At 63.6% G+C, this 23,387-nt stretch carries 18 protein-coding genes; 8 read left to right on the forward strand and 10 right to left on the reverse strand.

Annotation, left to right across the window (positions count from 1 at the left end; all coding sequences use genetic code 11):
• From lysX to CPI83_RS28550, 4 genes are all read left to right on the forward strand, one after another.
• Positions 1–3,357 carry a bifunctional lysylphosphatidylglycerol synthetase/lysine--tRNA ligase LysX gene (lysX, locus tag CPI83_RS28535; protein WP_019746266.1) on the forward strand — a complete coding sequence of 1,119 codons (3,357 nt, stop codon included), beginning with the start codon at positions 1–3 and terminating at the stop codon, positions 3,355–3,357.
• Between the two features lie 13 nt (positions 3,358–3,370).
• Positions 3,371–4,261 (forward strand): alpha/beta hydrolase, encoded by an 891-nt coding sequence (locus CPI83_RS28540; RefSeq protein WP_019746265.1) that lies wholly within the window; start codon positions 3,371–3,373, stop codon positions 4,259–4,261.
• Positions 4,262–4,339: 78 nt separating this feature from the next.
• Positions 4,340–5,749: a GGDEF domain-containing protein gene (locus CPI83_RS28545; RefSeq protein WP_019746264.1), complete on the forward strand. Its 1,410-nt coding sequence runs from the start codon at positions 4,340–4,342 to the stop codon at positions 5,747–5,749.
• Between the two features lie 5 nt (positions 5,750–5,754).
• Positions 5,755–6,354 (forward strand): histidine phosphatase family protein, encoded by a 600-nt coding sequence (locus CPI83_RS28550; protein WP_031330982.1) that lies wholly within the window; start codon positions 5,755–5,757, stop codon positions 6,352–6,354.
• On the opposite strand, the gene CPI83_RS28555 is transcribed toward CPI83_RS28550, so the two are convergent.
• The 6 genes from CPI83_RS28555 to CPI83_RS28580 form a co-directional block, all read right to left on the reverse strand.
• Positions 6,355–7,344, reverse strand: a complete 990-nt coding sequence (locus CPI83_RS28555; protein WP_020905656.1) for an oligopeptide/dipeptide ABC transporter ATP-binding protein — start codon at positions 7,342–7,344, stop codon at positions 6,355–6,357.
• The gene (locus tag CPI83_RS28560) at positions 7,344–8,441 is read right to left on the reverse strand and encodes an ABC transporter ATP-binding protein (RefSeq protein ID WP_020905655.1); all 1,098 of its coding nucleotides are present in this window, start codon (positions 8,439–8,441) and stop codon (positions 7,344–7,346) included. The genes CPI83_RS28555 and CPI83_RS28560 overlap by 1 nt, the downstream gene beginning before the upstream one ends.
• Complete coding sequence (locus CPI83_RS28565; RefSeq protein WP_020968023.1) at positions 8,438–9,532, reverse strand: ABC transporter permease; 1,095 nt, start codon at positions 9,530–9,532, stop codon at positions 8,438–8,440. The genes CPI83_RS28560 and CPI83_RS28565 overlap by 4 nt, the downstream gene beginning before the upstream one ends.
• A complete protein-coding gene (locus tag CPI83_RS28570; RefSeq protein ID WP_019746259.1) occupies positions 9,525–10,481 on the reverse strand; it encodes an ABC transporter permease in 957 nt (318 codons plus the stop codon). Before CPI83_RS28570 ends, CPI83_RS28565 begins: the two co-directional genes overlap by 8 nt.
• 92 nt (positions 10,482–10,573) lie before the next feature.
• Complete coding sequence (locus tag CPI83_RS28575; protein WP_020968021.1) at positions 10,574–12,193, reverse strand: ABC transporter substrate-binding protein; 1,620 nt, start codon at positions 12,191–12,193, stop codon at positions 10,574–10,576.
• 182 nt (positions 12,194–12,375) lie between these two features.
• On the reverse strand, positions 12,376–13,971 hold the full coding sequence (locus CPI83_RS28580; protein WP_020905652.1) for a Na+/H+ antiporter: 1,596 nt from the start codon (positions 13,969–13,971) through the stop codon (positions 12,376–12,378).
• Positions 13,972–13,997: 26 nt separating this feature from the next.
• Between CPI83_RS28580 and CPI83_RS28585 the strand changes: the two genes are divergently transcribed.
• Together CPI83_RS28585 and CPI83_RS28590 are read left to right on the forward strand one after the other, a co-directional pair.
• Positions 13,998–14,318, forward strand: a complete 321-nt coding sequence (locus CPI83_RS28585; protein ID WP_019746256.1) for a UBP-type zinc finger domain-containing protein — start codon at positions 13,998–14,000, stop codon at positions 14,316–14,318.
• Positions 14,319–14,610: 292 nt separating this feature from the next.
• Complete coding sequence (locus CPI83_RS28590; protein WP_097388086.1) at positions 14,611–16,923, forward strand: pyruvate dehydrogenase; 2,313 nt, start codon at positions 14,611–14,613, stop codon at positions 16,921–16,923.
• Positions 16,924–17,006: 83 nt separating this feature from the next.
• Here the strand turns inward: CPI83_RS28590 and CPI83_RS28595 are convergent, their stop codons facing one another.
• Positions 17,007–18,626, reverse strand: coding sequence for an ABC transporter substrate-binding protein (locus CPI83_RS28595; protein ID WP_092765199.1), 1,620 nt, complete (start codon positions 18,624–18,626; stop codon positions 17,007–17,009).
• A 361-nt stretch (positions 18,627–18,987) separates the two neighbouring features.
• On the opposite strand from CPI83_RS28595, the gene CPI83_RS28600 reads away from it, so the two are divergent.
• Complete coding sequence (locus CPI83_RS28600) at positions 18,988–19,890, forward strand: SDR family NAD(P)-dependent oxidoreductase (RefSeq protein ID WP_020968018.1); 903 nt, start codon at positions 18,988–18,990, stop codon at positions 19,888–19,890.
• A gap of 1 nt (position 19,891) precedes the next feature.
• Here the strand turns inward: CPI83_RS28600 and CPI83_RS28605 are convergent, their stop codons facing one another.
• Together CPI83_RS28605 and CPI83_RS28610 are read right to left on the reverse strand one after the other, a co-directional pair.
• Positions 19,892–20,617, reverse strand: coding sequence for a hypothetical protein (locus CPI83_RS28605; protein WP_029256845.1), 726 nt, complete (start codon positions 20,615–20,617; stop codon positions 19,892–19,894).
• A 150-nt stretch (positions 20,618–20,767) separates the two neighbouring features.
• Positions 20,768–21,640: a hypothetical protein gene (locus tag CPI83_RS28610; protein WP_020968016.1), complete on the reverse strand. Its 873-nt coding sequence runs from the start codon at positions 21,638–21,640 to the stop codon at positions 20,768–20,770.
• A gap of 211 nt (positions 21,641–21,851) precedes the next feature.
• Between CPI83_RS28610 and CPI83_RS28615 the strand changes: the two genes are divergently transcribed.
• Positions 21,852–22,412 (forward strand): DUF732 domain-containing protein, encoded by a 561-nt coding sequence (locus CPI83_RS28615; protein ID WP_029256844.1) that lies wholly within the window; start codon positions 21,852–21,854, stop codon positions 22,410–22,412.
• On the opposite strand, the gene CPI83_RS28620 is transcribed toward CPI83_RS28615, so the two are convergent.
• Positions 22,413–23,309: a cutinase family protein gene (locus tag CPI83_RS28620; RefSeq protein WP_020905644.1), complete on the reverse strand. Its 897-nt coding sequence runs from the start codon at positions 23,307–23,309 to the stop codon at positions 22,413–22,415.
• Between the last annotated feature and the right edge of the window lie 78 nt (positions 23,310–23,387).

The following is a 23,387-nucleotide window of genomic DNA, read 5'->3' on the forward strand; positions in this document are numbered from 1 at the left end:
ATGGCACCATTGACCGAGGTATCGGACACCACTGCAGAGTTGGTGGAATCGCCACCCGAAAATCCGCGCCAGGCGCGGCGATTCCGCAAAGGGCGGTTCAGCCAGGTTCCCCATATCTCGGGATTGATCCTCGGAGTCTTCTCCGTACTGGTGTTCCTGTGGAGCATCTCGCCGGTTCTGCGGCACATCCTCCGCGTCCCACGCGAATACATCGACAGCTACTACTTCGACGCACCGGATACGAGCCTGTCGTGGGCGCTCGTCGTCGCCCTGCTCGCCGCGGCCCTCGCGAGTCGCAAGCGCATCGCCTGGTGGCTGCTGACGATCTACCTCGCGCTGATCACCCTCACCAACATCGCCTCCACGATCGTCGACAAGAACCCGAACAACGCCGTCGCCGCTGTCGTTTTGCTTGTCGTGATCGGAATCCTCATCGCCGCGAGGCCCGAGTTCTACACACGCGTACGACGCGGCGCCGGTTGGAAAGCGCTCGGCGTACTGATCGGCGGCATGGCTGTCGCGACCGTGATCGGTTGGGGCCTTGTCGAACTCTTCCCGGGCGACCTGCCGCAGAACCAACGATTCCTCTGGGCCCTGAACCGCGTCACTGCGGCGGCTTCGGTCGACAACGAGGTGTTCGACGGCCATCCACGCGTCTTCGTCAACACGGTCCTCGGTCTCCTCGGCGCCATCGCACTACTCGCCGCAGTTATGACGCTCTTCCGCGCGCAACGCTCCAACAACGCCCTCACCGGCAACGACGAGTCCGCGATCCGCGGGTTGATCCAGAACTTCGGCGCCGACGACTCCCTCGCTTACTTCGCCACCCGCCGCGACAAGGCCGTCATCTTCGCGCCGAGCGGCAAGGCCGCGATCACCTACCGCGTCGAAATCGGCGTCTGCCTCGCCAGTGGTGATCCCATCGGCGATCCCGAAGCGTGGCCGCACGCCATCGAAGCGTGGCAGGACCTGGCCTCGCAGTACGGCTGGGCGACAGCCGTTATGGGCGCCAGCGAAACCGGGGCGACGGCGTACAAGAAGGCAGGCTTGAGCGTCCTGCAACTCGGCGACGAAGCGATCCTGCGCACCCGCGAGTTCAACCTCAACGGACGCGACATGCGCCCGGTGCGCCAGGCCGTCACCCGCGTCAGGCGCCACGGCGTCACCGTGCGGATGCGACGCCATCGCGACATCCCGCCGGAGGACATGGCGGCCGTCATCATCCGCGCGGACGACTGGCGTGACACCGACACCGAGCGCGGCTTCTCCATGGCGCTCGGCCGACTGGGCGATCACCTCGACGGCGACTGCCTCCTCGTCGAAGCCGTCATGGGCGAAGGCACGGAGGACGAAAGCGTCGTCGGCATGCTTTCACTCGTGCCGTGGGGACCGAACGGCGTTTCGCTCGATCTGATGCGCCGTAAGCCGACGGCGCCCAACGGTGTCGTCGAATTGATGGTCTCGGAGTTGGCCACACGTTCGGACGAGATCGGCGTCGTGCGGGTCTCGCTCAACTTCGCCGTCTTCCGCTCGGTGTTCGAGGAAGGTTCGCGCATCGGCGCCGGCCCTATCCTCCGCATCTGGCGCTCGGTGCTCGTCTTCTTCTCCCGCTGGTGGCAGCTCGAGGCTCTGTACCGCTCCAACGTGAAGTACCAGCCGGATTGGGAGCCGCGTTTTCTCTGCTTCGAGGACAACCGCGAGCTTCCACGCGTCGGATTCGCGTCGGCCATCGCCGAAGGCTTTGTGGTTCTGCCCAGTTTCGGGCGCAAGTCGAGTCAGGTCGTCAAGCACACCGGAACACATGCGGCGGTGCCGGCAGCTCTGGTGACTTCCGAAGGACTGCACGCCGACGGCAGCCCGCCGGACTCGGCGCCGTCGTTCACGACCAACGGTCCGCGTCGACCCGAGCAGGTTCGGGTGCGCATGAACAAGCTCGCGCAACTCGCCGACGAAGGGATCGCCGCCTACCCCGTCGCCTATCCGCCGACCCACACGATTGCCGCCGCAGCGAAGTCGCCGGAGGGCACCCGCGTACGCATCGCGGGACGCCTGCTGAGGGTTCGCGACTACGGCGGAGTCGTGTTCACGGACGTGCGCGACTGGTCCGGCGACATCCAGGTCCTGGTCGACCAGGACAACGTCGGCCGGGAGAAGCTGGCGGAGTTCGCCGCCGAGTTCGATCTCGGCGACCTGATCGAAGTGAGCGGAACCATCGGGCGTAGCCGCAAGGGCGAGCTGTCGCTCATCGCCGTCGAGTGGCGCATGAACGGCAAGTGCCTGCACCCGCTGCCGGACAAGTGGAAGGGCCTCTCGGATCCCGAGACCCGAGTCCGCCAGCGGTACCTCGACATCGCCCTCAACCCGAAGGCCCGCGAACTGCTCGAAGCTCGAAGCGCCGTCGTGAAGTCGCTGCGCGATTCACTCGGTGGTCGCGGATACCTCGAAGTCGAGACCCCGATCCTGCAGCAGGTGCACGGCGGCGCGAACGCCGCTCCGTTCCTGACGCACATCAACGCGTACAACCTCGACCTCTATCTCCGGATCGCACCCGAGCTGTACCTCAAGCGCTTGTGCGTCGCAGGAATGGAGAAGGTGTTCGAGATCGGCCGCGTGTTCCGTAACGAGGGCGTCGACTTCAAACACAATCCCGAATTCACGATCCTCGAGGCCTACGAGGCGCACAGCGACTACGAGGGCATGATGCGGATGTGCCGCGAGCTCATCCAGGCGGCGGCCGTCGCAGCGTTCGGGCGCGAAATCATCATGCGACCCGGCCCGGACGGCGAATTGGTCGAGGTCGACATCTCCGGCGAGTGGCCGGTGAAGACGATGCACGGCGCCGTCGCCGAAAAGCTTGGTGTCGACGTCTCCCCCGAGACGAGTCTCGAAGACCTGCAGAAGCTGTGCGACGCCAACGAGATCCCGTACCAGTCCAGCTGGGATACCGGCGCCATCGCGCAGGAGATGTACGAGCACCTGGTCGAGGACTACACGGAGTTCCCGACGTTCTACACCAACTTCCCCACCTCGATGTCTCCGCTCACCCGGCCGCATCGCAGCATCCCCGGCGTCGCCGAGAAGTGGGACCTCGTCGCATGGGGTGTCGAACTCGGAACCGCGTACAGCGAGTTGACCGACCCCGTGGATCAGCGCAACCGGCTCACCGAGCAGTCGATGCTCGCGGCCGGCGGCGATCCAGAAGCGATGGAATTGGACGAGGACTTCCTTCAAGCCCTCGAACACGCGATGCCGCCGACGGGTGGTCTCGGGATGGGCGTCGACCGAATCGTCATGCTGATCACGGGCGGCAGCATCCGCGAGACGCTGGCCTTCCCCCTCGCGAAACCGCGTCAGTAGTCCGGATTCTCACGTGCCGGAATTGTTCCACGTGAAACCACCGGGCGAGATCTTGCAGGTCGGCGAGAGCCGACTGCATGTTCTTGCCGAGGGCGACGGCCCCGTCGTCGTCCTGTGCGGCGGACTGGCGGGCAACTGGTTCGACTGGGACGACTGCGCGCGTCATCTCCAGTCGGACCACACCGTCGTCCGCTTCGATCGCCCGGGCTTCGGACTCAGCGAGCCGTCTTCCGAAGTGCCGACCGTCCGCGGCGAAGCTCAGCGGATCCGCGACGTGCTCGACACTCTGGAACTGACTGGTCCGGCCGTCGTCGTCGGCCACTCCATCGCCGGCTTCTATGCCGAAGGCTTCGCGCGACTGTTCCCCGATCGGGCGGCGGGGATGCTGCTCCTCGATTCCAGCGCCGAGAAAGAACCGAAACGTCTTTTCCCCCGCGACCTGCTGCTGATCGCCTCCCGGGCCGCCGCGGCTTCGTTCAGCACCACCGGGCTCCAACGACTCCTCGGCACCACGACGCGCAAGATCCTCAACCAGTCCGTGCCGCCGAGCGGGTCGTCCGAAGCCACCCTCGAATGGGTCAGGAAGATCTACCGCGAACCTCATTATCTGGAGGCGGCGATGATCGAATACGTCGCATACACCGATATGGCGCTGGAGCTCACCGCTTTACGACGCTCGAGCAAGCACCCACTGCCCGACATCGACCTCAGCGTCGTCGCTGCACACACTGGCCACACCACTCCCTGGTCCATCGCCTGGATGGCAAAGCAGCAGAAACTCGCCACCTACCTCGGCGGGAGTTTTCACGTCCTGCGCCCGGCGCATCACCACGCGATGATCGATCAGCCCGAGGAGTTGGCGAACTTGATTCGGCGCCTCACGCAGCCGAACCTTCGGGAATGACACTTCAACGTACAACTCGGACAGTAGCCGGATCATTGCTAGGCTCGGACAGCTTCTGCTTTCTACGACAGGCTGGCCATGGATCGTTCGACAACCCGGGTGCGCTCGTCGCTGATCTTCGTCGCCATACTCGTTGTCGCACTCGCCGGCATCGCCGCCCGTCCGCCCGGGTTTCTGTCGACCTTCTGGCCCGCCAACGCGATCCTTCTGGGCATTCTCCTTCGTAACCCACGCTCGTTTGCGCCGATCGGACTCGCTGTCGGCGGCGCCGCGCTGCTGACGGCGGATCTTGCGACCGGAAGCCCCGTGCAGAGGGCCTTCGAACTGAATGCGATCAATCTGGTCGGCGTCACGACAGGATTGATCGCCGCGAACTTGCTCGGCTGTTTTCCGCGGCGGATCTCCGAGACCAAGTACACGACCAGAATCTTCGTCGTCTCGGTTCTGGCGTCGTTCACGGCTGGGTCCGCCAGCGCACTGCGCACTCAACTCCACGAAGGAAGCGGTGCGGGAACGGAATTGGTGGGTTGGTTCTTCGCCGACCTGTGCACCTATCTGATCGTGCTGCCGATCCTTCTTTCCGCACCTCCGCTCGACCACGTCCGTCGTACGTTCGGGCCGTCCGTGCGGCAGAATCTGCGACTTCGACGGGTCGCCCAGATCCTTCTGCCGCTGGCAGCCCTCCTCGCCTGCCTGCCGCTGGCCCTCGAAGTGCAGGGAGCCCTCGCGTTGCTGCTTCCGATGCCGGCGCTCTTGTGGTGCGCGATGCGCGTCTCACTGTTCAGCACTTCGCTCCTCGCGGCTGGGTGGAGCGCGTGGGCGCTGATCATGGCCGGCCAGGGGCGGTTGGCCCTGGCAGATCCGGTTCATCTGCTCAGCGAAGGTGTGACCACCAGAATCTCCGTCATCTTGATGGCGCTCTCCCCCATCGCCGTAGCCGTCGCCACGGGCGCACAGCGACGCGCTGAACGTGAACTCCAACGCATCGCCGAATGCGACGCCCTGACCGGAACGCTGAGCCGACATGCGTTCTGGACCCAGTCGCAGGAACTCCTCGACACCCAACACACAGCGCGAAAATCGATCGCCGTCATGATGCTCGATCTCGACCACTTCAAATCGATCAACGACAACCTCGGCCACCTCACCGGAGATTCGGTCCTCGAACAGTTCGGAAACACCCTCCTCGCCACTACCGAAGGACTGGGACTGTCCGGTCGCCTTGGCGGTGAGGAATTTGCCGTCGCCGCCGCCGACTGCACATTCGAGGAAGCAATTGCCCTGGCAGAACGCATCAGACAGAGACAGGAGGCGCACTCCCGATCCATCCGCGGCTTCGCCGGAACGGTCAGTATCGGAGTCGCCTGGGTAGATCAGGCCATGGCCGAGATGGACGCTCTGCTCGACATCGCCGACACCGCCATGTACCAGGCGAAACGCGAAGGCCGAAACCTCGTGGTGGCCGTCGATCTGTACATGGCAAGGTGACGTGGGTGCAACTACTCCTGATCCGACACGCGCTCCCCGAACTGGCCGAGGTCACCGAAGGCTTCGCCGATCCCTCACTGACCGACGCCGGTCGCGTGCAGGCACTTCGGCTGCCTGCGGCTTTGGCCCCCTACCGGATCACCGGGCTCTTCAGTAGCCCGCAGAAGCGCGCACTCGAGACCGCGGACCCGGTAGCGCAGGCATTGGATCTTCCGGTCACCGAGCTCGAGGGTCTGGCGGAGTACGACTACGAGCAGCCCCACTACATCCCGATGCACGAGGTCTTGGAACGCGCACCGGAAACGTATGCGCGCATCAAGGCTGGATGGCTACCCGAGTCGGTGGACGGCGACGCTTTTCGTGCGCGAGTCCTCGGTGCGATCGACGACGTCGTCGCCGCAACCGACAACAACGCCACCGTGGCGATCTTCTGCCACGGCGGCGTCATCAATATCGTTCTGCAGGAACTACTCGGGCTGGAGCGTCCGTTGACCTTCCCGATCGAGTACGTGTCCGTCACGCGAATTCTTGTTTCCCGGGACGGAAGCCGCAGGGTCGGGTCGATCAACGAAACCGGTCACGTACGCAACATGCTTCGCGTGTAGTCACACGTTGTGGCACGCCACCTGATGACCGCCCTGGACGAGACGAAGTTCGGGAACTTCCTCGGCGCAGAGATCCGTGGCCAGCGGGCACCGCGTGCGGAACCGGCAGCCGCTGGGCGGATTGAGCGGCGACGGCAGCTCGATGACCTTCTGCTCGACGTTCTGCGCTGCGGTGACGGTGGCATCAGGATCGGGAATCGACGACAGCAGTAGCTGCGTGTACGGGTGCAGCGCGCGGTTCTGCATGTCTTCTGCGGGAACGATTTCGCAGACGCGGCCCAAGTACATGATCATCACGCGGTCGCTGATGTTCTTCACGACGGCCATGTTGTGCGCGATGAACAGCAAAGACAGCCCGTGACGCTTCTTCGCATCCTCGAGCAGGTTCAGAATCTGCGCCTGCACGGAGACGTCGAGGCTCGAGACCGGCTCGTCACAGATCAGGACTTTGGGATCGAGCATCAATGCACGGGCGATGCACACACGCTGGCACTGTCCGCCCGAGAGTTCGCGCGGGGTCCGGTCCCACACCATGTCCGGGTCCAACCCGACCTCGGCAAGAACCTCGCGTGCTCGAGCTTCGATGGCGGCCTTGTCTTTTCCGCCCCAGATCGACGGACCCTCGGTGATGAGAGCCTTGACCTTGCGACGCGGGTTCAGGGAGGAGATCGGATCTTGGAAGATCATCTGCAACTGAGTGCGGCTGCGACGCAATTCTTCTGCGCCCAGTGCCGTCATTTCGGTCTCTCCGAGGCGAATGGAGCCCGACGTCGGTGAGGGCAACTGCATGATCGCCCGGCCCGCCGTGGACTTGCCACAGCCGGATTCACCGACAACGCCCAAGGTTTCACCCGGAGCGACGGTGAAGCTGATCCCGGACACGGCGTGAACGGTCTGCCCCTTGCCGACGTTGAATTCGACGACCAGATCCTCGACCGTCAGGGCCGCGTCCACCGTCTCGGGCTTCCTGGTATCGGTTGCTGCAGTCATCAGACCATCTCCTTCACCGCGAGCGAGAGGCCCGCTGCGGTAGTGCCGGCCTTCTCGTTGGCGACCAATGCCGTTGTGCCTTCAGGGGTGTCGACCGGGTAGTGGCACGCGAACGTGTGGCTTTCGGTTGTGTTGTCTCCCAGGCCGCCGGGAGCCAGAGCCGGTTCGCCGGTCAGGCAGTCGTCCTGGGCGTACCGGCAACGAGCGGCGAAGCGGCAACCGGTGATCGGCTTCGTCATGTCCGGCAGTCCACCCGGAATTGTCTGCAGCACTGTGTGCGTCGGCGATTCGAGTCGCGGAATCGCGGCCATCAGCGCTTCGGTGTACGGGTGGCGCGGACGAGTGAACAACTCTTCGGTGGCCGACGTTTCCACGACGGACCCGGCGTACATGACGGCGACGCGATCCGATCGTCCCGAGACCACACCGAGGTCGTGGCTGATCAGGATGACGGCCATGTTGAGCTTGTCGTTGAGCGAGGCGAGCAGGTCGAGGATCTGCTTCTGCACGGTCACGTCGAGCGCTGTGGTCGGCTCGTCCGCGATCAGCAGTTTCGGCTCGCAGGCCAGGGCCATCGCGATGACCACACGCTGACGCATACCGCCCGAAAGTTCGTGGGGGTACTGATCGAGCCGACGCTTGGGCTCGGGGATACCCACCATCGACAGGAGTTCCGCAGCGCGATCGCGGGCCGCGTCCTTCTTCAGACCCAGGTGGAACTTCAAGGATTCGGTGATGTGGGTACCGATGCGCTTGAACGGATTGAGCGAGGTCATCGGATCCTGGAAGACCATGGCGATCTCGGGTCCCCAGAAGTGCTTCATCTCCGACTTCTTCATGGTCGACATGTCGCGGCCGGCAAACGTCACCGTCCCGCTGATGTCCAGAGCCGGACCCTTCTGCAGCAGACCCATGATGGTGCGCCCGAGAACCGACTTGCCGGAACCGGATTCACCCACGATACCGAGAGTTTCACCGGCGGAAACGTGGATCGAGACACCGTCGACTGCTCGCAACTGGCCACGCGGAGTGGCGAATACGGTCCTGATGTTGTCCGCCTGCAGTAGCGGAACGCCGTTCTGAACTGAAGTGGTCACAGCTTACTCCGATACTTCTCGCCGATGAGGTTGAAGGAGAACACCGTCAGGAAGAGGAAGACGCCGGGAACCAGAACGATGAACGGATGCTTCTCCACGATCCCGCCCTGGCCTTCCGCAATCATGTTGCCCCAGGTCGGATCAGGTTGTGCGATACCGAGTCCGAGGAAGCTGAGTGATGCTTCCGCGACAATCAGGCCGGAGACGGCCACCAGGCCGAGCGCGGCGACCGGAACGAGGACGTTGGGAACCAACTCGCGCCAGATGACGCGCCATTTGGTGGCGCCCATGGCCCGCGCGGCAAGCACGAACTCCCGTTGGGCGACGACGATGGTGTTGGCCCTGGCGATTCGAACCATGCTGGGAATGCAGAGAATCGAGAGTGCGAGGGTGATGTTGCGCAGGTTCGACGTGAGCACCGCGGCCAGTGCGATCAACAGCACCAGAGAAGGAATGGCCAGCAGCGAGTTGGTCAGGATTCCGACGACTGCGTCGACCTTGCCGCGGAAGTAACCGGCCATGACGCCGATGGTGCCGCCGATGATCATGCCGATCAGTACGGCGCAGATGGCCACGGTCAAGGATGCCCTGGCACCGAACAAAGCGCGGGCAAGCAGGTCGAGACCGAAGTTGTTGGTACCCAACGGGTGATCGGAGAGCAGGCTCGGCGAGGCGAAGCCCGGCTCGGCCAAGGTCTTGACCGTGTCCTTGTACTCACCGAGCGGCAGCAGCGGTGCGAAGATCGCGGCCAGGATCAGCGCGGCCAGCCAGATGCATGCCAACCAGTACGAGAGATCGAACTGACTGCCCCACTTGGACGTACCGAGCTTGCCGAGACCCTTGAAGAGGAAAACCAGGGCAACGAGCGCGAGCACGATGCGGACGGTCATCATGATGGCCGAACCGAAGAGTGCGGTGCCGAGCAGCGCAACGCCGATCACCGTGAGAATCGATCCGATCAGGACCAGATTCTTGGGCTGTTCCAACGTCTCGACGGGACCGGGAGCCAGCAGGACTGTCTGCTGCCGGTATGTCATCACCTCGGACGGGGCCGGCGACGGGGCCGCTCCGTCTGGCGTCACTTCAGACATGGACACGACGACTCCTCGGGTCAAGATAGGTGTACAGAACATCGATCGCACTGTTGACGAGGACGTAGATGACCGCGATCACGACCACCGCGCCAAGCAGCATCGGCGAATCACCTTGCTGCGCTGCGCGGACGATGAGCGTGCCCATTCCTGGCAACGAGAAGAGCGTCTCGACGATCACGGTGCTGCCGATCATGCCGCCGAGAGCCAGACCCATCATCGTGATGAGCGAGAACGACGACGGGCGAAGCGCGTCACTGAAAAGCACTCGCAGCGTGGGCATTCCCTTGGCCTTCGACGCGAGGATGTAATCCTCACGGAGCGTCGTCACCAGATCGGATCGAAGAACGCGAGTGAACATCGCCATCTCGAGGAGACTGATGGTGATCGCGGGAAGTATTGCGTGTGAGAGGTTTCCGGAGAGGCTGTCCCCGATGCGCACCCACTGTGATCGCGGGAACCAGCCGAGCCAGTTGACGGTGACCATGATCAGCAACAGACCGGCGAGGAAGCTCGGGACGGAAAGAACACCGAACGTCGCGGCGCTGATTACGCGGTCGATGACGCCGCCTTCGTGGTGCGCCGACCAGAGTGCGAGCGGCACGGCGACGACGAGTGCGATGACCAGACCCATCACGGCCAACTGAACGCTGACGGGCAGCGCCGAGCCGATCGCAGTCAGAACGTCCTGCTGCGGGGGAACAAGCGAATTACCGAGGTCGCCCTGGAGAGCGCTGGTCAGCCAGTCCCAATAGCGAACCAGGAGTGGATCGTTGAGCCCGAGCTGCTGCCGAACTTCCTCGTACTCGGCGGGCGTTCGGCCTTCACCGAGAACGGAGACAGCAGGATCGCCGGGGATCAGTGATGCCAGCACGAAGGTTCCGAAGCTGACGATCAGGATCACAATGACGAGCTGGCCCAATTTCTTACCTATTGCGCCGATGTTCATCGATTTCGTCTCCTTCGGACAGCGAGCTCGCAATACACAGCAGTTCCTCTGATTTCAGGTCTTGGTTCAAGCTCTCCAGGACTTCAGGCTCTCTAGGACTTCCAAGCTCCGTCGAAGAGCACGATTCCGTCGAGGCTCTGCTCGAGACCGTGAACGTTCTGGTTCCAGACGTCGAGTGCGGCGACGTTGCCCCACACCTGCCACGGGACGGTCTCGTTGGCGCGTTCCTGAATCTGTGCCAGGACTGCCTTCTTGTCGTCGTCGGTGGTTGCGACGCCCAACTTGTCCAGGAGAGCGTCCATTTCGGCGTCGGAGTAGCCGGTGGCGTTGTTGCGGCCGCCGGACTTGATGCCCGTGTACAGACGCTCGTAGGGATCGGCCTCGGCGAGGCTCAGTGCGGCGGTGCTCATGTCGTAGTCGTGATCGGCATACATCCGCTTGACCAGATCACCTGCACCGGTGACGTATTCAATCTGAGCGTCGAAGCCGACTGCGTTGAGCATCGCCTGGATGGCCAGTGCCGTTGCCTGGGCGGACGGTTCCTGGATGGAGAGGAAGGTGATCTTTCCGTCGTAGCCGTCGGCCTTGGCCTGATCGAGCAGTTCCTTCGCCTTGGCGGGATCGACGCCGATCGGTGCGACGTCGTTGTGCCAGCGCGAGGTGTCCTGGAAGATCTCCTGGCCGGGCAGTCCCTTGCCGTTGTTGACGCGGGTGTTGAGCGTCTCCGGATCGACGGCAAGCGCCATCGCCTGGCGGACACGAACATCCGAGCCCGGGCGACCCGGGGCCATGTTCACGTTCGCGATGTAGCCGAGCGACGGGATGTCGACGAAGCCGGGGTAACCCGACTCGATCAGATCCAGGATCGGGGTGAGCGTACGCATGTACGCGGCGTCGATGCCGCCGGTCTTGAGGGCTTCAGCGGTGGGCTGAGCGCCGACGATGCTGATCAGCTTGAGCTTGTCGATGTTCGGCGCGCCGTCGTAGTAGTCGGGGCGAGCAGCCAACAGCAGTTCCTCGTTGGGAGCGAACTTCTCGAGAGTGAACGCGCCCGCACCGATCGGGGTGAACTGGTCACCCTGCTGCGCGCTCGGGGCGACGATCATGCCGGGTCCGGTAGCGAGCATCGACTGGATGCCCGTCCACGGATCAACGAGGTTGAAGACGACAGTCGTCGCGTCGGGGGTGTCGATCGAGGCAACCTTGGAAGCCCACAGGCTCGACTGCGGTCCCTTGTTGGTGACGTAGCGGTTGATACTGTCCGCCACTGCCTTGGAATCGAAAGCTGTTCCGTCGCTGAATTTCACACCGTCGCGGAGCTTCAGCGTCCAGGTCTTGCTGTCCGAACTCGCTTCGAGCGACTGGGCGAGCTTGGGCTCGAACTTCTGCCCGATGGGGTCGTAGCGCATGAGCACGTCGTAGATGGCGCTGAGCTCGCTGCCGCCGGTGGCGCCGGCAACCTGAGCCTTCGCGGGATCGAGAGTCGTGACCGCCGAGTAGCCGCTGAACGTCAGCGTGCCGCCCTTGGTGGGAGTGCCGGGGTCGGCCTGCTCGTTGACCATGCCGATCTTCAGCGAGGAACCGGAATCAGCGGATTCGCCGCCGCCATTGCTCGAGCCGTTGTCGGCGCACGACGCCAGGAACATACTTGCGGTGATCGCCAGCGCAGCCGCAGCCAATCTGCGACTTCCGCGGCGGGAACTACGACTCATTCGAATGCCTCCAAGGCGGGGTAAGACCGTGACGTGATGTTGAACACGAAACAGTCTGTGACGGGAGGCACAGAAAATTGGATCGAGTCTCGCTCAGTGGAATCGGTTAAGTTGCAGGCCTCAACGGCCAGGTAAACCGACCCTGGCCAGCGATTACCCTCACCGACATCAGACCAGCCGGTCTAGTCCCGGTCGAGCGTGGCTTCCTCGAGATCGAGCTCTCGAAGTACCTTGCGGAGAACCTCGTCGTCGATCCGGCCGGCATCGCGCTCGGCGATGAACACACCTCGCTCGGCATCGATCATCTCGAGGCGCAGCGAGCGGAAGGCGTTCGACGGGCTCTCCCCCAGATCCTCGTCGCTGCGTCCCAGTCGCTCCCACGCCGAGTTCGCGCGGTGGGTGTTCCAGCTTCGCAAAATGTCTGCGGCACGATTCCGGACCTGAGGGACGTCGTCGGCGTCTGCTCCGACCAATTCGTCCAGGCGCGCCGCAGCAGCGCGTGCAGCCTTGTCCTGAGCCGCCGCCTCGGCGCGTGCGTCGGACTGCTCCTCGTCTCCTTGCACACCGAGGACACGGATGACCCACGGCAATGTCAGGCCGTGCAGCAGCAGCGTGCCGACCACGACGACAAACGTCAGGAACAGGATCAGCGAACGGCCCGGGAAGTCTTCACCACTGTTGACCGTCAACGGAATCGCGAAGGCAGCAGCCAGCGACACGACCCCTCGCATACCGGCCCACGACACGACGAACACTGCCCGCGCCGAAATCTCCGGCTCCCTCGCTCGGATACGGGGCGACAGCCAACGCGGTACGTACGTGAACGGGAACACCCAGGCGATCCGCACCACCACGACGGTCACGAGCACGGCAATCGACGCCCAGACGACGATCGAGGTGCTGTACCCCTGCAATCCGTTGACAACACTGGGCAATTGGAGCCCGATCAACAGGAAGACGAAGGACTCCAGGATCAGGTCGACGGCCTTCCATACCGCCGTGTCCTGCAAGCGCGTCGCATAACTCGCGCGCGTGGAGCGCTGGCCGAGGAACAATCCGGCTACGACGACCGCGATGACGCCCGACGCGTGGACCTCTTCAGCAGCCAGGTAGGTGAAGAACGGCACCACCAACCCGATTCCACTCTCCATCACCGGATCCTGGAGTTTGCCGCGAACCTTCGAGATGACAAAGCCCACCGCGAGGCCGATCACCGTTCCACCGACCGCTGCGACGAGGAAGGTCTCGAAGCCGCCGATCAGTGTCGCACCGGTACCCACCGCCGCGGCGAGAGCAACCTTGTAGGCCGTCAGGGCGGTGGCGTCGTTGAGCAGGCTCTCCCCGCCCAGCAGGGTCATGATTCGGCGCGGCAGACCGAGCTTGCGTCCGATTGCGCTCGCGGACACCGCGTCCGGCGGCGCCACGATGGCGCCGAGAACCAGTGCGGCCGCAATCGAGAACTCCGGCACGATCAGGTAGGCGACAAAGCCCACCGCTGCCGTCGTCGCCAGGGGCAGCCCCACTGCGAGAAATCCGATCGGACGCAGATTGGACCGCAGTGCCAGGTATGAACTGTCCAGCGCCGCCGAGTACAGAAGTGGAGGCAACACGACGAACAGGACGAGGTCCGGATCGAGCTCCAACTCCGGAACACCGGGTATCTGGCAGGCGATCAAACCGACCAGGACAAGGATCAGCGGCGAAGACAATCCGAACCTTCGCGCGACCGCCGCCACCAGCAACGCCGCTACTACAACCCCCAGTAATATGCCGTTCACTCTGGCAGCATGCAGTATGGAAGGCGATGAAGAAAATCCTGAAGCGAGCAGCAGCTCGCACACAGCAGCCCGCACCCGCTCCGACCGGTTGCGAGGAACTAACCAATGCGCCCGAAACGGACCCGGCGGCGCTGACGCCCGGCGTCTGCCAGGAGTGCGCCGAGTTGGGCGAGGATAACTGGTCTCACCTGCGCATGTGCCTGTCCTGCGGCCACGTCGGGTGCTGCGATTCCAGCCCCCATCAGCACGCGACCAACCACTACCGCGACACCGCGCACCCGGTCATGCGCTCGCACGAGCCCGGCGAATCCTGGCGCTGGTGCTACGTCCACGATCTGATGGATTGAGCGCGCACGACTCGCATTGTGCTGCGCATAGTGCCCACCTCGCACGGCGCACAGGCCTCGGTGTTGCGCACATTGCTCAATCCACTGGGTAGCTATTGCCCAATCTGTATGCCGATGATGGACTTTGACGCAGAATCTGCACAACAGATCGACAGGTGCGGCTGGACTTTGCCGCGCCGAACGGTTCGGCCTCAGGAAGTCCTGCCAAACATCACAACCACATCGTCGGCCCCATGATCTGGGGTACAGGCGGTGCGGCGATCGATGTCAACTATCGAAGGCAGGACCGGCCGTGAACAGCCCCAGCATCAACCAGAACGCTCCCGAGCCACTGGCGGAGATCGAGAAGCGCGTTCTGTGGTTGTCGACCGCGATGATCCATCACGCCAACCGTGTCCGTCCGAATCCCAGTGGGCTCAAAGTCGGCGGCCACCAGGCCTCGTGCGCGTCGATGGTCTCGATCATGACGTCGCTGTGGTTCGGCCAACTTCGTTCCGGCGACCGGGTTTCCGTCAAGCCGCACGCGGCTCCGGTGCTCCACGGCATCAACTATCTGCTCGGTGAACTCGACGAGTCGTACCTGACAACGCTGCGCGAGTTCGGGGGCCTGCAGAGCTACCCGAGTCGATCAAAAGATCCTGATCCGGTGGACTATTCGACCGGATCTGTGGGAATCGGTGCGACGGCTCCCATCTGGGGCGCCATCGCACGCCGATACGTCGACGCCTCCCTCGGCGGCGCCGGAACCGGGCGTCAGTACTCCCTTGTCGGTGACGCCGAACTCGACGAGGGCGCTGTGTGGGAAGCAGTTCTCGATCATTCGGTTGCCGAACTGGGTGAGATCGTGTGGATAGTCGACCTCAACCGCCAATCACTCGACCGGGTGGTGCCGAACATCGCGGCCACCCGCCTGGAGCGCATGTTCTCGGGCGCCGGCTGGCAGGTCATCACCGTGAAATTCGGCGCGCTCCTGGAATCACTGTTCACCCGGCCGGGCGGCACCGCGTTGCGCGAACGAATCCTGGACATGCCGAATCCGGAGTACCAGCGTCTGCTGCGATGCACGGCCGACGAGGTCCGTCTGAGGCTGCCTGGCGACGCGGCGGACGCCGACGCGATCACGTCGCTGATCAACGACCTCGACGACGCCACGGTGCTCGAGGCCATCCGCAATCTCGGTGGACACGACCTCGACGCTCTGCGAGAGGCGTACGCGCAGATCGACGACACCCGTCCCACCGTGATCATCGCGTACACGATCAAGGGCCGGGGCCTGCCGACGCAGGGCCATCCGCAGAACCACTCGTCGCTGCTCACCACCGAGCAGTACGAGATTCTGGCGGCGGAACTCGGCATGGATCCGTCGAAGCCCTGGGAACGGTTCGAGGCGGACGGCCCGTCCGGCCGCATCTGCGCCGAAACCGCTGAGCGCCTGGCTCGCCCGAAGGTGGAGCATCTGATGCCCCCGGCAGTTCCGAAAGACATCGGCCGTACCCCCTCCGGCACATCCACCACTCAGGCAGCTCTCGGTCGGGTGCTACTCGACCTGAGCCGAGAGGCGCCGGACGCCGCGAAACGTGTTGTCACACTGAGCCCGGACGTCAGTTCCACCACCAACCTGGCAGGGTGGCTGAACAAGGTCGGGGTCTGGTCCCCCAACGAGCGGCACAACTGGTTTGCCGACGACGCCGAAACGATCATGCACTGGCGTGAGAAGCCCACCGGTCAGCACATGGAACTCGGTATCGCCGAGACCAACCTGGTCGGACTGATGGGAGAACTCGGTGCAACCTGGAGTCGCTGGGGCCAGCCGCTCTTCCCCATCGGCGTGATGTACGACCCCTTCATCGAGCGGGCTCTCGAACCGTGGTCGTACGGCATCTACGCCGGTGGACAGTCGATCATGGTCGGCACTCCGTCGGGCGTCACCTTGGCAGCCGAAGGTGGTGCGCACCAGTCGATCAAGACTCCGTCCATCGGACTCGAACAGCCGGGGTGCGTCAGTTTCGAACCGGCATTCGCCGTCGACGTGGAGTGGACGCTCCTCGACAGCATCGGACGCCTGGGTCGCCCCGACGGCAGCTCGTCGTATCTGCGTCTGTCGACCCGTCCGGTCGATCAGGCCTTGGCCGCGGTGCCGACCGATCCGGCTGCGCGAGAACGCCGTCGACGTCAGGTGGTGGCCGGCGCGTACGCGCTGCGGCACAACCCTGATCCGGCCATCACCCTGGTCGGTATGGGTGCCACCGTCACCGAAACGCTTGTCGCAGCCGAAAGACTGGGCGAGCAAGGCATTTCCGCCGACGTCGTGTGCGTGACCAGCCCCGGATTGCTCTTCGAAGCGCTCCAGTCTCGGCGCGGTCTCGCGGACGGTCCGTCGTGGATCCTGGATCAGGTCTTTCCGAGTAGCCGGTCCGCGCCGATGGTGACCGTTCTCGACGGGCACCCGCACACCCTCGCGTTCCTGACGGGAATCAACAACGTTCCGGGGGCTGCGCTCGGAGTGAGCCGGTTCGGTCAGGTCGGTTCACTCGAAGACGTCTACCGGTACCACGGCCTCGACTCCGACAGCATCGTTCGCGCCGCCCTCGATCTCACTTCTTGATCGGTCACACTCTCTGATGCCGAGAAGCGTCCCCGCGGGGACGCTTCTCGGGTCTGGTCAGTTCTTCAGTTCTTCAGAGGCCTTCAGTTCTTCCAGGCCTTGTCGAAGAACATGATTCCGTCCAGGCTCTGCTGAATGCCGTGGACGTTCTGCCCCCACACACCGAGCCACGGAGTGTTGCCGTAAACCTGCCACGGCACAACCTCATTGGCGCGCTCCTGGATCTTGGCGAGCACCTCGATCTTCGCGTCGTTCGACGTCGCTACACCCAGCTGGTCGAGCAGCGTGTCCATCTCGGGGTCGGAGAAACTCGCGGCGTTGTTTCGCCCACCGGTCTTGAGGTTCGAGTACAGACGCTCGAACGGATCGGCTTCCGCGAGGTTGGCGGAACCTGTTGCCATGTCGAAGTCGCGGTCGGCGTACAAACGCTTGACGACGTCGGCAACCGAGTTGACGTACTCGATCTGGAAATCGAAACCGACGGCGTTGGCCATCGACTGCAACGCCAGAGCCATCGCCTGCGCCGAGTTCTCCTGCAGCGTCAGGTATGTGATCTTGCCGTCGAAACCGTCGGCCTTGGCCTCGTCGAGAAGCTGCTTCGCCTTGGCGGTGTCTACGCCGATCGGAGCGACGTCGTTGTGCCAGCGAGAGGTGTCCTGGAAGATGACCTGCCCGGGCAGACCCTTACCTTCGTTGAGTCGGTTGTCGAGAGCGACGGGATCGGTCGCGAGCGCCAATGCCTGACGCACCCGCACGTCGGCACCGGGACGACCGGGAGCCGTGTTGACGAGCGAGAGGTACGACAGCGACGGGATGTCGACGAAGCCCGGGTAGCCGGAGTCGATCAGATCCAGGACGTTCGGAAGTGAACGCATGTACGCGACGTCGGTGCCGCCGCTCTTGAGCGATTCGGTGGTGGACTGCGAACCGACGATGCTGATCAACCGCAGCTTGTCCACGTTCGGGGCACCGTCGAAGTAGTCTTCCCGAGCGTCGAGGATCAATTCCTCGTTGGGAGCGAACTTCTCGAGGGTGAACGCGCCCGCGCCGATCGGGGTGAACTGATCGCCCTGCTGGGCGCTCGGCGCGACGATCATGCCGGGTCCGGTGGAGAGCAGTGACTCGATACCGGTCCACGGGTCGACAAGATTGAAGACGACCGTCGACGCGTCCGGGGTGTCGACCGACGCAACCTTCGACGCGTACAGGCTCGACTGCGGCCCCTTGTTGGTGACGTAGCGATTGAGGCTCGCCGAAACGGCCGCCGAATCCACCGGCGTCCCGTCGCTGAACTTCACACCGTCGCGCAGTTCGAGAGTCCACGTCTTGAAATCGGAACTCGGTTCCATCGACTCCGCGAGTTTCGGAACAAATTCCTTCGACGCCGGGTCGTAGCGCAGCAAGGTGTCGTAGATGGCGCCCAGCTCCGAACCAGCGACCGAACCGGCGATCTGCGTCTTCGCGGGGTCGAGATTCGTGACAGCGGAATACCCGCTGAACGTGAGCGTGCCACCCTTGACCGCGTCACCCTCGTCGGACTGCTCGTTGACCGGGCCGATGGACAACCCTGAACCGGAATCCGGTGCGTCGCCGCTCCCACCTCCGTTCCCGCTGTCAGCGCACGACGAGACGAACAGGCCGGCGGAGACAGCCAGCGCGACGGCGGCAACCTTGCGGTGACCGCGCCGAGAACTGCGACTCATTCAAAACCTCCAGGTCAGAAACTGTGATGTGAAGCATTGTCGAGACAGTTTGTGATGTAAGGCACAGGTATTAGTCGCAGGTCCCGCTCAGTGGAATGTGGCGAGAAGATTGTTCAGTTTTCGAGCGACATTTGCAGGTCAGGCCGTTAGCGAAGGTCAGGAATTCATTCCGATTCGAGTGACCTCAACGGGTGAATCGCCGGAGCACCGTCGAGGAGTGGGCAGCCGCGGCCAGTGCAGCCTGCAGATGTGCGGACTCTAACGACTCGTACGACACGAGGCTCCCTCATCGGATACCTTTCGCAGAGGGGAAGTCAGCTAGAGACACACGCCGCAAACGTACACACGAAAAGGGCAACCAATGGGGCTACTGAAGGACGTCACCGGCTGGCGACGCGGGACGAAGTTGCAGCGTCGACTACGCGACCTCACCGGCACGCTCGTAGTTGTCACCGGTGCAGGCAGCGGCATCGGGCGTGAAACGGCCCTCGCCTTCGCGGCCCAGGGAGCTATCGTCGTCGTCTCCGACATCAACCTCGAAAGCGCGCAGGACACTGCGGCGCTCATCAACACACCCACTCAGGCCAGCGGAGCCGAAGCGGTGTTCGGTGGCGGTTCGCACGCCTACCAGGTCGACGTGTCCGACGAACAGGCCGTGATCCGATTCGCGGAGACAGTCGCGGCGCATCACGGCGTGCCGGACATCGTCGTCAACAACGCTGGAATCGGGTTCTCCGGGACATTCGCCGACACCGAGCAGCGCCAGTTCGAGCGCGTCATGGACATCAACTTCTGGGGAGTTGTCTACGGCTGCCGAGCATTCACCCCGATGATGATCGACCGGGGAACCGGCGGACACGTCGTCAACCTGTCCTCGGCCGCCGCCTACACACCCCAGAAGGCCCTCACCGCGTATTCGACAAGCAAGGCAGCGGTATTCATGCTCTCGGATTGCCTACGGGCAGAGCTGCTTCCACACGGCATCGGCGTCAGCACCATCTGCCCCGGCCTCGTGCACACGAACATCCTCAAGACCACCGAGTTCGCCGGGACCACCGCCGAAGAACAACTCGAAAATCAAACCAAGGTCGACAACTTCTACCGCAAACGAAACTTCACCCCCGACCGGGTGGCCAGTGCCATCGTGAAAGCAGTTCGCACGAACAAGGCCGTGGTGCCCGTGACCGTCGAAGCCAAGCTCGGACGCACGATCAGCCGGTTGTCTCCCGGGTCGATGCGCGTCGGAGCTCGGTTCGAGATCTAGGTCAGCTTCCGAAACTCAGGCTGCCCGTGAAACCCTGCTGCACATCGGCTTCCGAACGGGGAAGAACCTCGTAGGTGCTGGCGTACTGGCCGCTGAAGCCGGTGACGGTGATCGGGCGTCCGACTGCAATGGCGTCGACGTCGATTCCGGTCTGGGTGTTGACGAAGATGACGGTGTTTCCGTCGACGCCGGACACCAGGATCTTGTGGCCGTACGGCAGATCGTCGACGACGGGTCCGCTCACGATCCCGGACACCGTCACGAGACGGCCTTCGCTGCCCTCACCGATTGCATTGAGGGGCAATCGCGCCGGGCTGATCTGGGTGGTCGTGCCGATTACCTCGACGGCAGTCGGGCGGACGACGAGCAGGCCTTCCTGATCCGCGAGGACTCCGGTGACCTGAACCTGATCGCCGAGAGCAATCCCGGAGTTGTTCGGATCGCTGATGTAAATGCCCGAATTGCCGCTCTGGAGACCAAAGCCCTTGTCGTAGAAGCTGGATTCGAACACTCCGGACGGCGTAGTCGCGGTTCCGACGACGGTGACCGTCGTTCCGATGGCCTGCGCACGGGCTGCCGCGATGGAGTCCGCGGACACCTCACCGACAACTGCTGCCGGCTCCGCCGTTGCTGCGGTGCCGACAAACATGGTGGCTGCGGCAGCAACTGCCAGTGCCGTCACACCTCGACGCAGGACCGGACCGGCAAGAACGCTGTCTCGAAACATGTTTGAGGACTCCCCTGTGATTTCGTGGCCGCGCAGGTCCTCCTGATGGAGTGCCGCCTTCGCCCACCCTGAGGCACAGGTTATTACAGGTCGGACGCCGCAGCGGTGGTGACATTCCGTCACCACCGCTGCGTCTAGGCATCCGAGTTTCTAGGAACCGGAGCTTCCGGACGAACCGCTCGAGCCACTGGAACCACTGGATCCTGTTCCGCCACCGAGATCGTCGAGAGGATCGCTACCGGTGAGCCCGCCCGGGTACAGGTAGGCGTCGGAGATCGTGCTGAGCGAGGTGCCGGAAGTGGCCGGCACCTTTGCTCGCCAGTTGACGATCGGATTCAGTACTCCGAACGGTCCGCAACCACTGGCAGCGGGCAGCGCGAAGCCGGTGGCCTCGTTCCCGACCGGGCTCACCTTCAGTGCAGTCGACGGAAGCACCGTGTAGGTCGGTACCACTGACGGGTCAGGCGCGAGACGGAGATTCACCGGTGCCGCCGCGGAACCCAGGTAGCAGTTGTCGCCGAGGAACGCGTTGTTGATCTTCATCCGCACCGGGATGCTCAGATCCATGTCGGTGATGATTCCGTTGAGAGTCGGCGCAGCCGTTGCCTCCACCTCGGCCGTTACTGCGGCCAGGCCGAAGAGATTGCCGAACGGAAGATCGATTCCCAGAACGCCGCCGGGAACGGTCAACGGCTTGGAGTAGACACCGTTGTGTCCGTCGTCGCGCGGGAGAAGAACGGTGGACTCACCTTCACCGGAGCCGGCCTCGGCGGCAATGATCATGTCGCCTTTTCCGATCGGGAGGTTGAAGCCGTTGTTGTCGAAGGTTCCGCTCTGAACCACTACCGACACACAGGATTCGGCAGTAGCCGGACACACTGCGGCGCCCGGTACCGAATTGTCGACCGGATCCTGAGCCGAGGCCATCGGCGCTGCAAAAGCCAGCACTGCACCTGCGGTACCTGCAATAACGGCCACGCGCGTGCCGAGACGTCTGTTGCCGTTCTTGTGAGATTTCTGCACTGATTTCTCCCTGCCGTTTATGTGATGGGGGACGAAACTCGCAGTCATTGCTTGTGTTTCGACCGCCGCCGACAAGGTCTTGCGGTGTGCTCCTACTCACAAGTAACAACTGAACAGATGTATATCACAGGACTTCGACTTAAAAACAGGGCAAAGGGAGTTTCCTTAAAACGGACAAACTAAGCGGTACGGTGTGTAACACTCACGGGCGATGAACACGAACAGACTGGTCCTCTGCGTCGCGGCAGCGGGCCTACTCCTCAGCGGCTGCAGCAGCCAATCCGACAGCAACGCAGCGGAATCCACATCTGCTGCCACCAGCACCACGGTGGCGGCAACGTCGAGTTCGACTGCTCCCAGTTCGCTCCCCGAATTGCCGACCAGCCCACTCGCCGAACCTGCGGAAGCAGCGCCGAGCGTCGTCGAATCGACGCCCCCGCAGGTGTCGCTTCCGGTAGCGCCACCGGTAGCGCCACCGGCGAACGCACCGATCGACGCACGCTCACCGGACGAGATCGTCGCGAACGCAGGCGAGAAGGGACAGCGGTACATCGCCGCTCTACGTCTGGCCGGGATCCCGCCCGCCGGAATGGATTCCGCCGAGATCCTCTACGCCGACGGCACCTGCAAGGCTCTGGCCGACGGCATGCCGCGGTCCGAGGTGCTGGCGGAGTTCAACTCCGTCGGCGAGGTGTACTCACAGATCACGCCGATGTCTTCGCAGCGGATCGCCGAGATCTACGTCGACACCGCGGAGCAGACGTACTGCTGATCAGGCTTTGCCTGCCAACCAGTTGTGCAGCCAGGATGTGGCCGAATTGCCTGCGCCGTCAACAACGTAACGCGTGTAGTCGGTGTGAACCTGCGAGCCGTAGAAGGCGACCAGTTGATCGACGCGCCGGGAGTTCGCGCCTGGATCGAGCTGAGCCATCAGTGCGGGGAGTCCGCCTGCAGTGACCAGATCGTTGACGATCACGGCGGCCTCGTCTCGCAGCGAGAGAGCGTTTGCGGGAGTGGGGTCGGAAACCTGAGCCATGAACCCGGCCAGACGCATCACGAAATCGTCCTTGGGCGTCGAGCAGTACAGATCACCGACGGCGCACAGCGTCACCGTTTTGCCTGACAGCCAACCGAATCCACCGATGCGAGCGCCGCTGGCTCCGTTGCCTCCGACAGCGGGTCCGATCAGGACGTCTGACTCGGAGCGGCGGGGATCTGACAGGAGGCCGACGCCCTCGACGCGAGTCGGGGGAACAACGCCGATGCCGGTTCCGATCTCGGCTGCGAGATCGCCTGCCGCGTCGGCGCCCTGGCTGTATCCGACGATCGCGAAGCGGGTGTCACCGCACGAGGCGGCCATCGCGGCGATCATGCCGCGGGCGTTGTCGACAGCCTGCTGCTTCGACTTGGCGTAGACGTTGGACTCCCACGGGAAGGCCGTTGCCGAGTACGTGACGTAATCCGTGCGCACGGAACCGGGAAGGCCGTTGGTGACCGGGGCAAGCATGCCGGCACCGGGAGAAGTACCCGAAGGCTCCCAGGTTCCAGGAATGGCCACGACGTACAGACCGGGGCAGGGATCAGCCGACGCCACGGGAGAACTGACAACCGGTACCACTACTGCCGCAGCTAGTGCCGACAACACCGCAACGAGACGCCTCGCACGCATGAAACTCCCCTGATTTAACTTAAGCAACCCATACACCACTATCGATGCTCCGGAATCATACTGTCTGGGCGTTGTGTC

The sequence above is a fragment of the Rhodococcus sp. H-CA8f genome (assembly GCF_002501585.1).
Taxonomy (GTDB): Bacteria; Actinomycetota; Actinomycetes; order Mycobacteriales; family Mycobacteriaceae; genus Rhodococcus_F; species Rhodococcus_F erythropolis.

Excerpts from the sequence above, each read along its gene's own strand:
- lysX (WP_019746266.1), top strand. The coding sequence starts at position 1 with ATGGCACCATTGACCGAGGTATCGGACACCACTGCAGAGTTGGTGGAA.
- CPI83_RS28545 (WP_019746264.1), top strand. The coding sequence starts at position 4,340 with ATGGATCGTTCGACAACCCGGGTGCGCTCGTCGCTGATCTTCGTCGCC.
- CPI83_RS28555 (WP_020905656.1), bottom strand. The coding sequence starts at position 7,344 with ATGACTGCAGCAACCGATACCAGGAAGCCCGAGACGGTGGACGCGGCC.
- CPI83_RS28565 (WP_020968023.1), bottom strand. The coding sequence starts at position 9,532 with ATGTCTGAAGTGACGCCAGACGGAGCGGCCCCGTCGCCGGCCCCGTCC.
- CPI83_RS28570 (WP_019746259.1), bottom strand. The coding sequence starts at position 10,481 with ATGAACATCGGCGCAATAGGTAAGAAATTGGGCCAGCTCGTCATTGTG.
- CPI83_RS28575 (WP_020968021.1), bottom strand. The coding sequence starts at position 12,193 with ATGAGTCGTAGTTCCCGCCGCGGAAGTCGCAGATTGGCTGCGGCTGCG.
- CPI83_RS28585 (WP_019746256.1), top strand. The coding sequence starts at position 13,998 with ATGAAGAAAATCCTGAAGCGAGCAGCAGCTCGCACACAGCAGCCCGCA.
- CPI83_RS28595 (WP_092765199.1), bottom strand. The coding sequence starts at position 18,626 with ATGAGTCGCAGTTCTCGGCGCGGTCACCGCAAGGTTGCCGCCGTCGCG.
- CPI83_RS28600 (WP_020968018.1), top strand. The coding sequence starts at position 18,988 with ATGGGGCTACTGAAGGACGTCACCGGCTGGCGACGCGGGACGAAGTTG.
- CPI83_RS28605 (WP_029256845.1), bottom strand. The coding sequence starts at position 20,617 with ATGTTTCGAGACAGCGTTCTTGCCGGTCCGGTCCTGCGTCGAGGTGTG.
- CPI83_RS28615 (WP_029256844.1), top strand. The coding sequence starts at position 21,852 with ATGAACACGAACAGACTGGTCCTCTGCGTCGCGGCAGCGGGCCTACTC.
- CPI83_RS28620 (WP_020905644.1), bottom strand. The coding sequence starts at position 23,309 with ATGCGTGCGAGGCGTCTCGTTGCGGTGTTGTCGGCACTAGCTGCGGCA.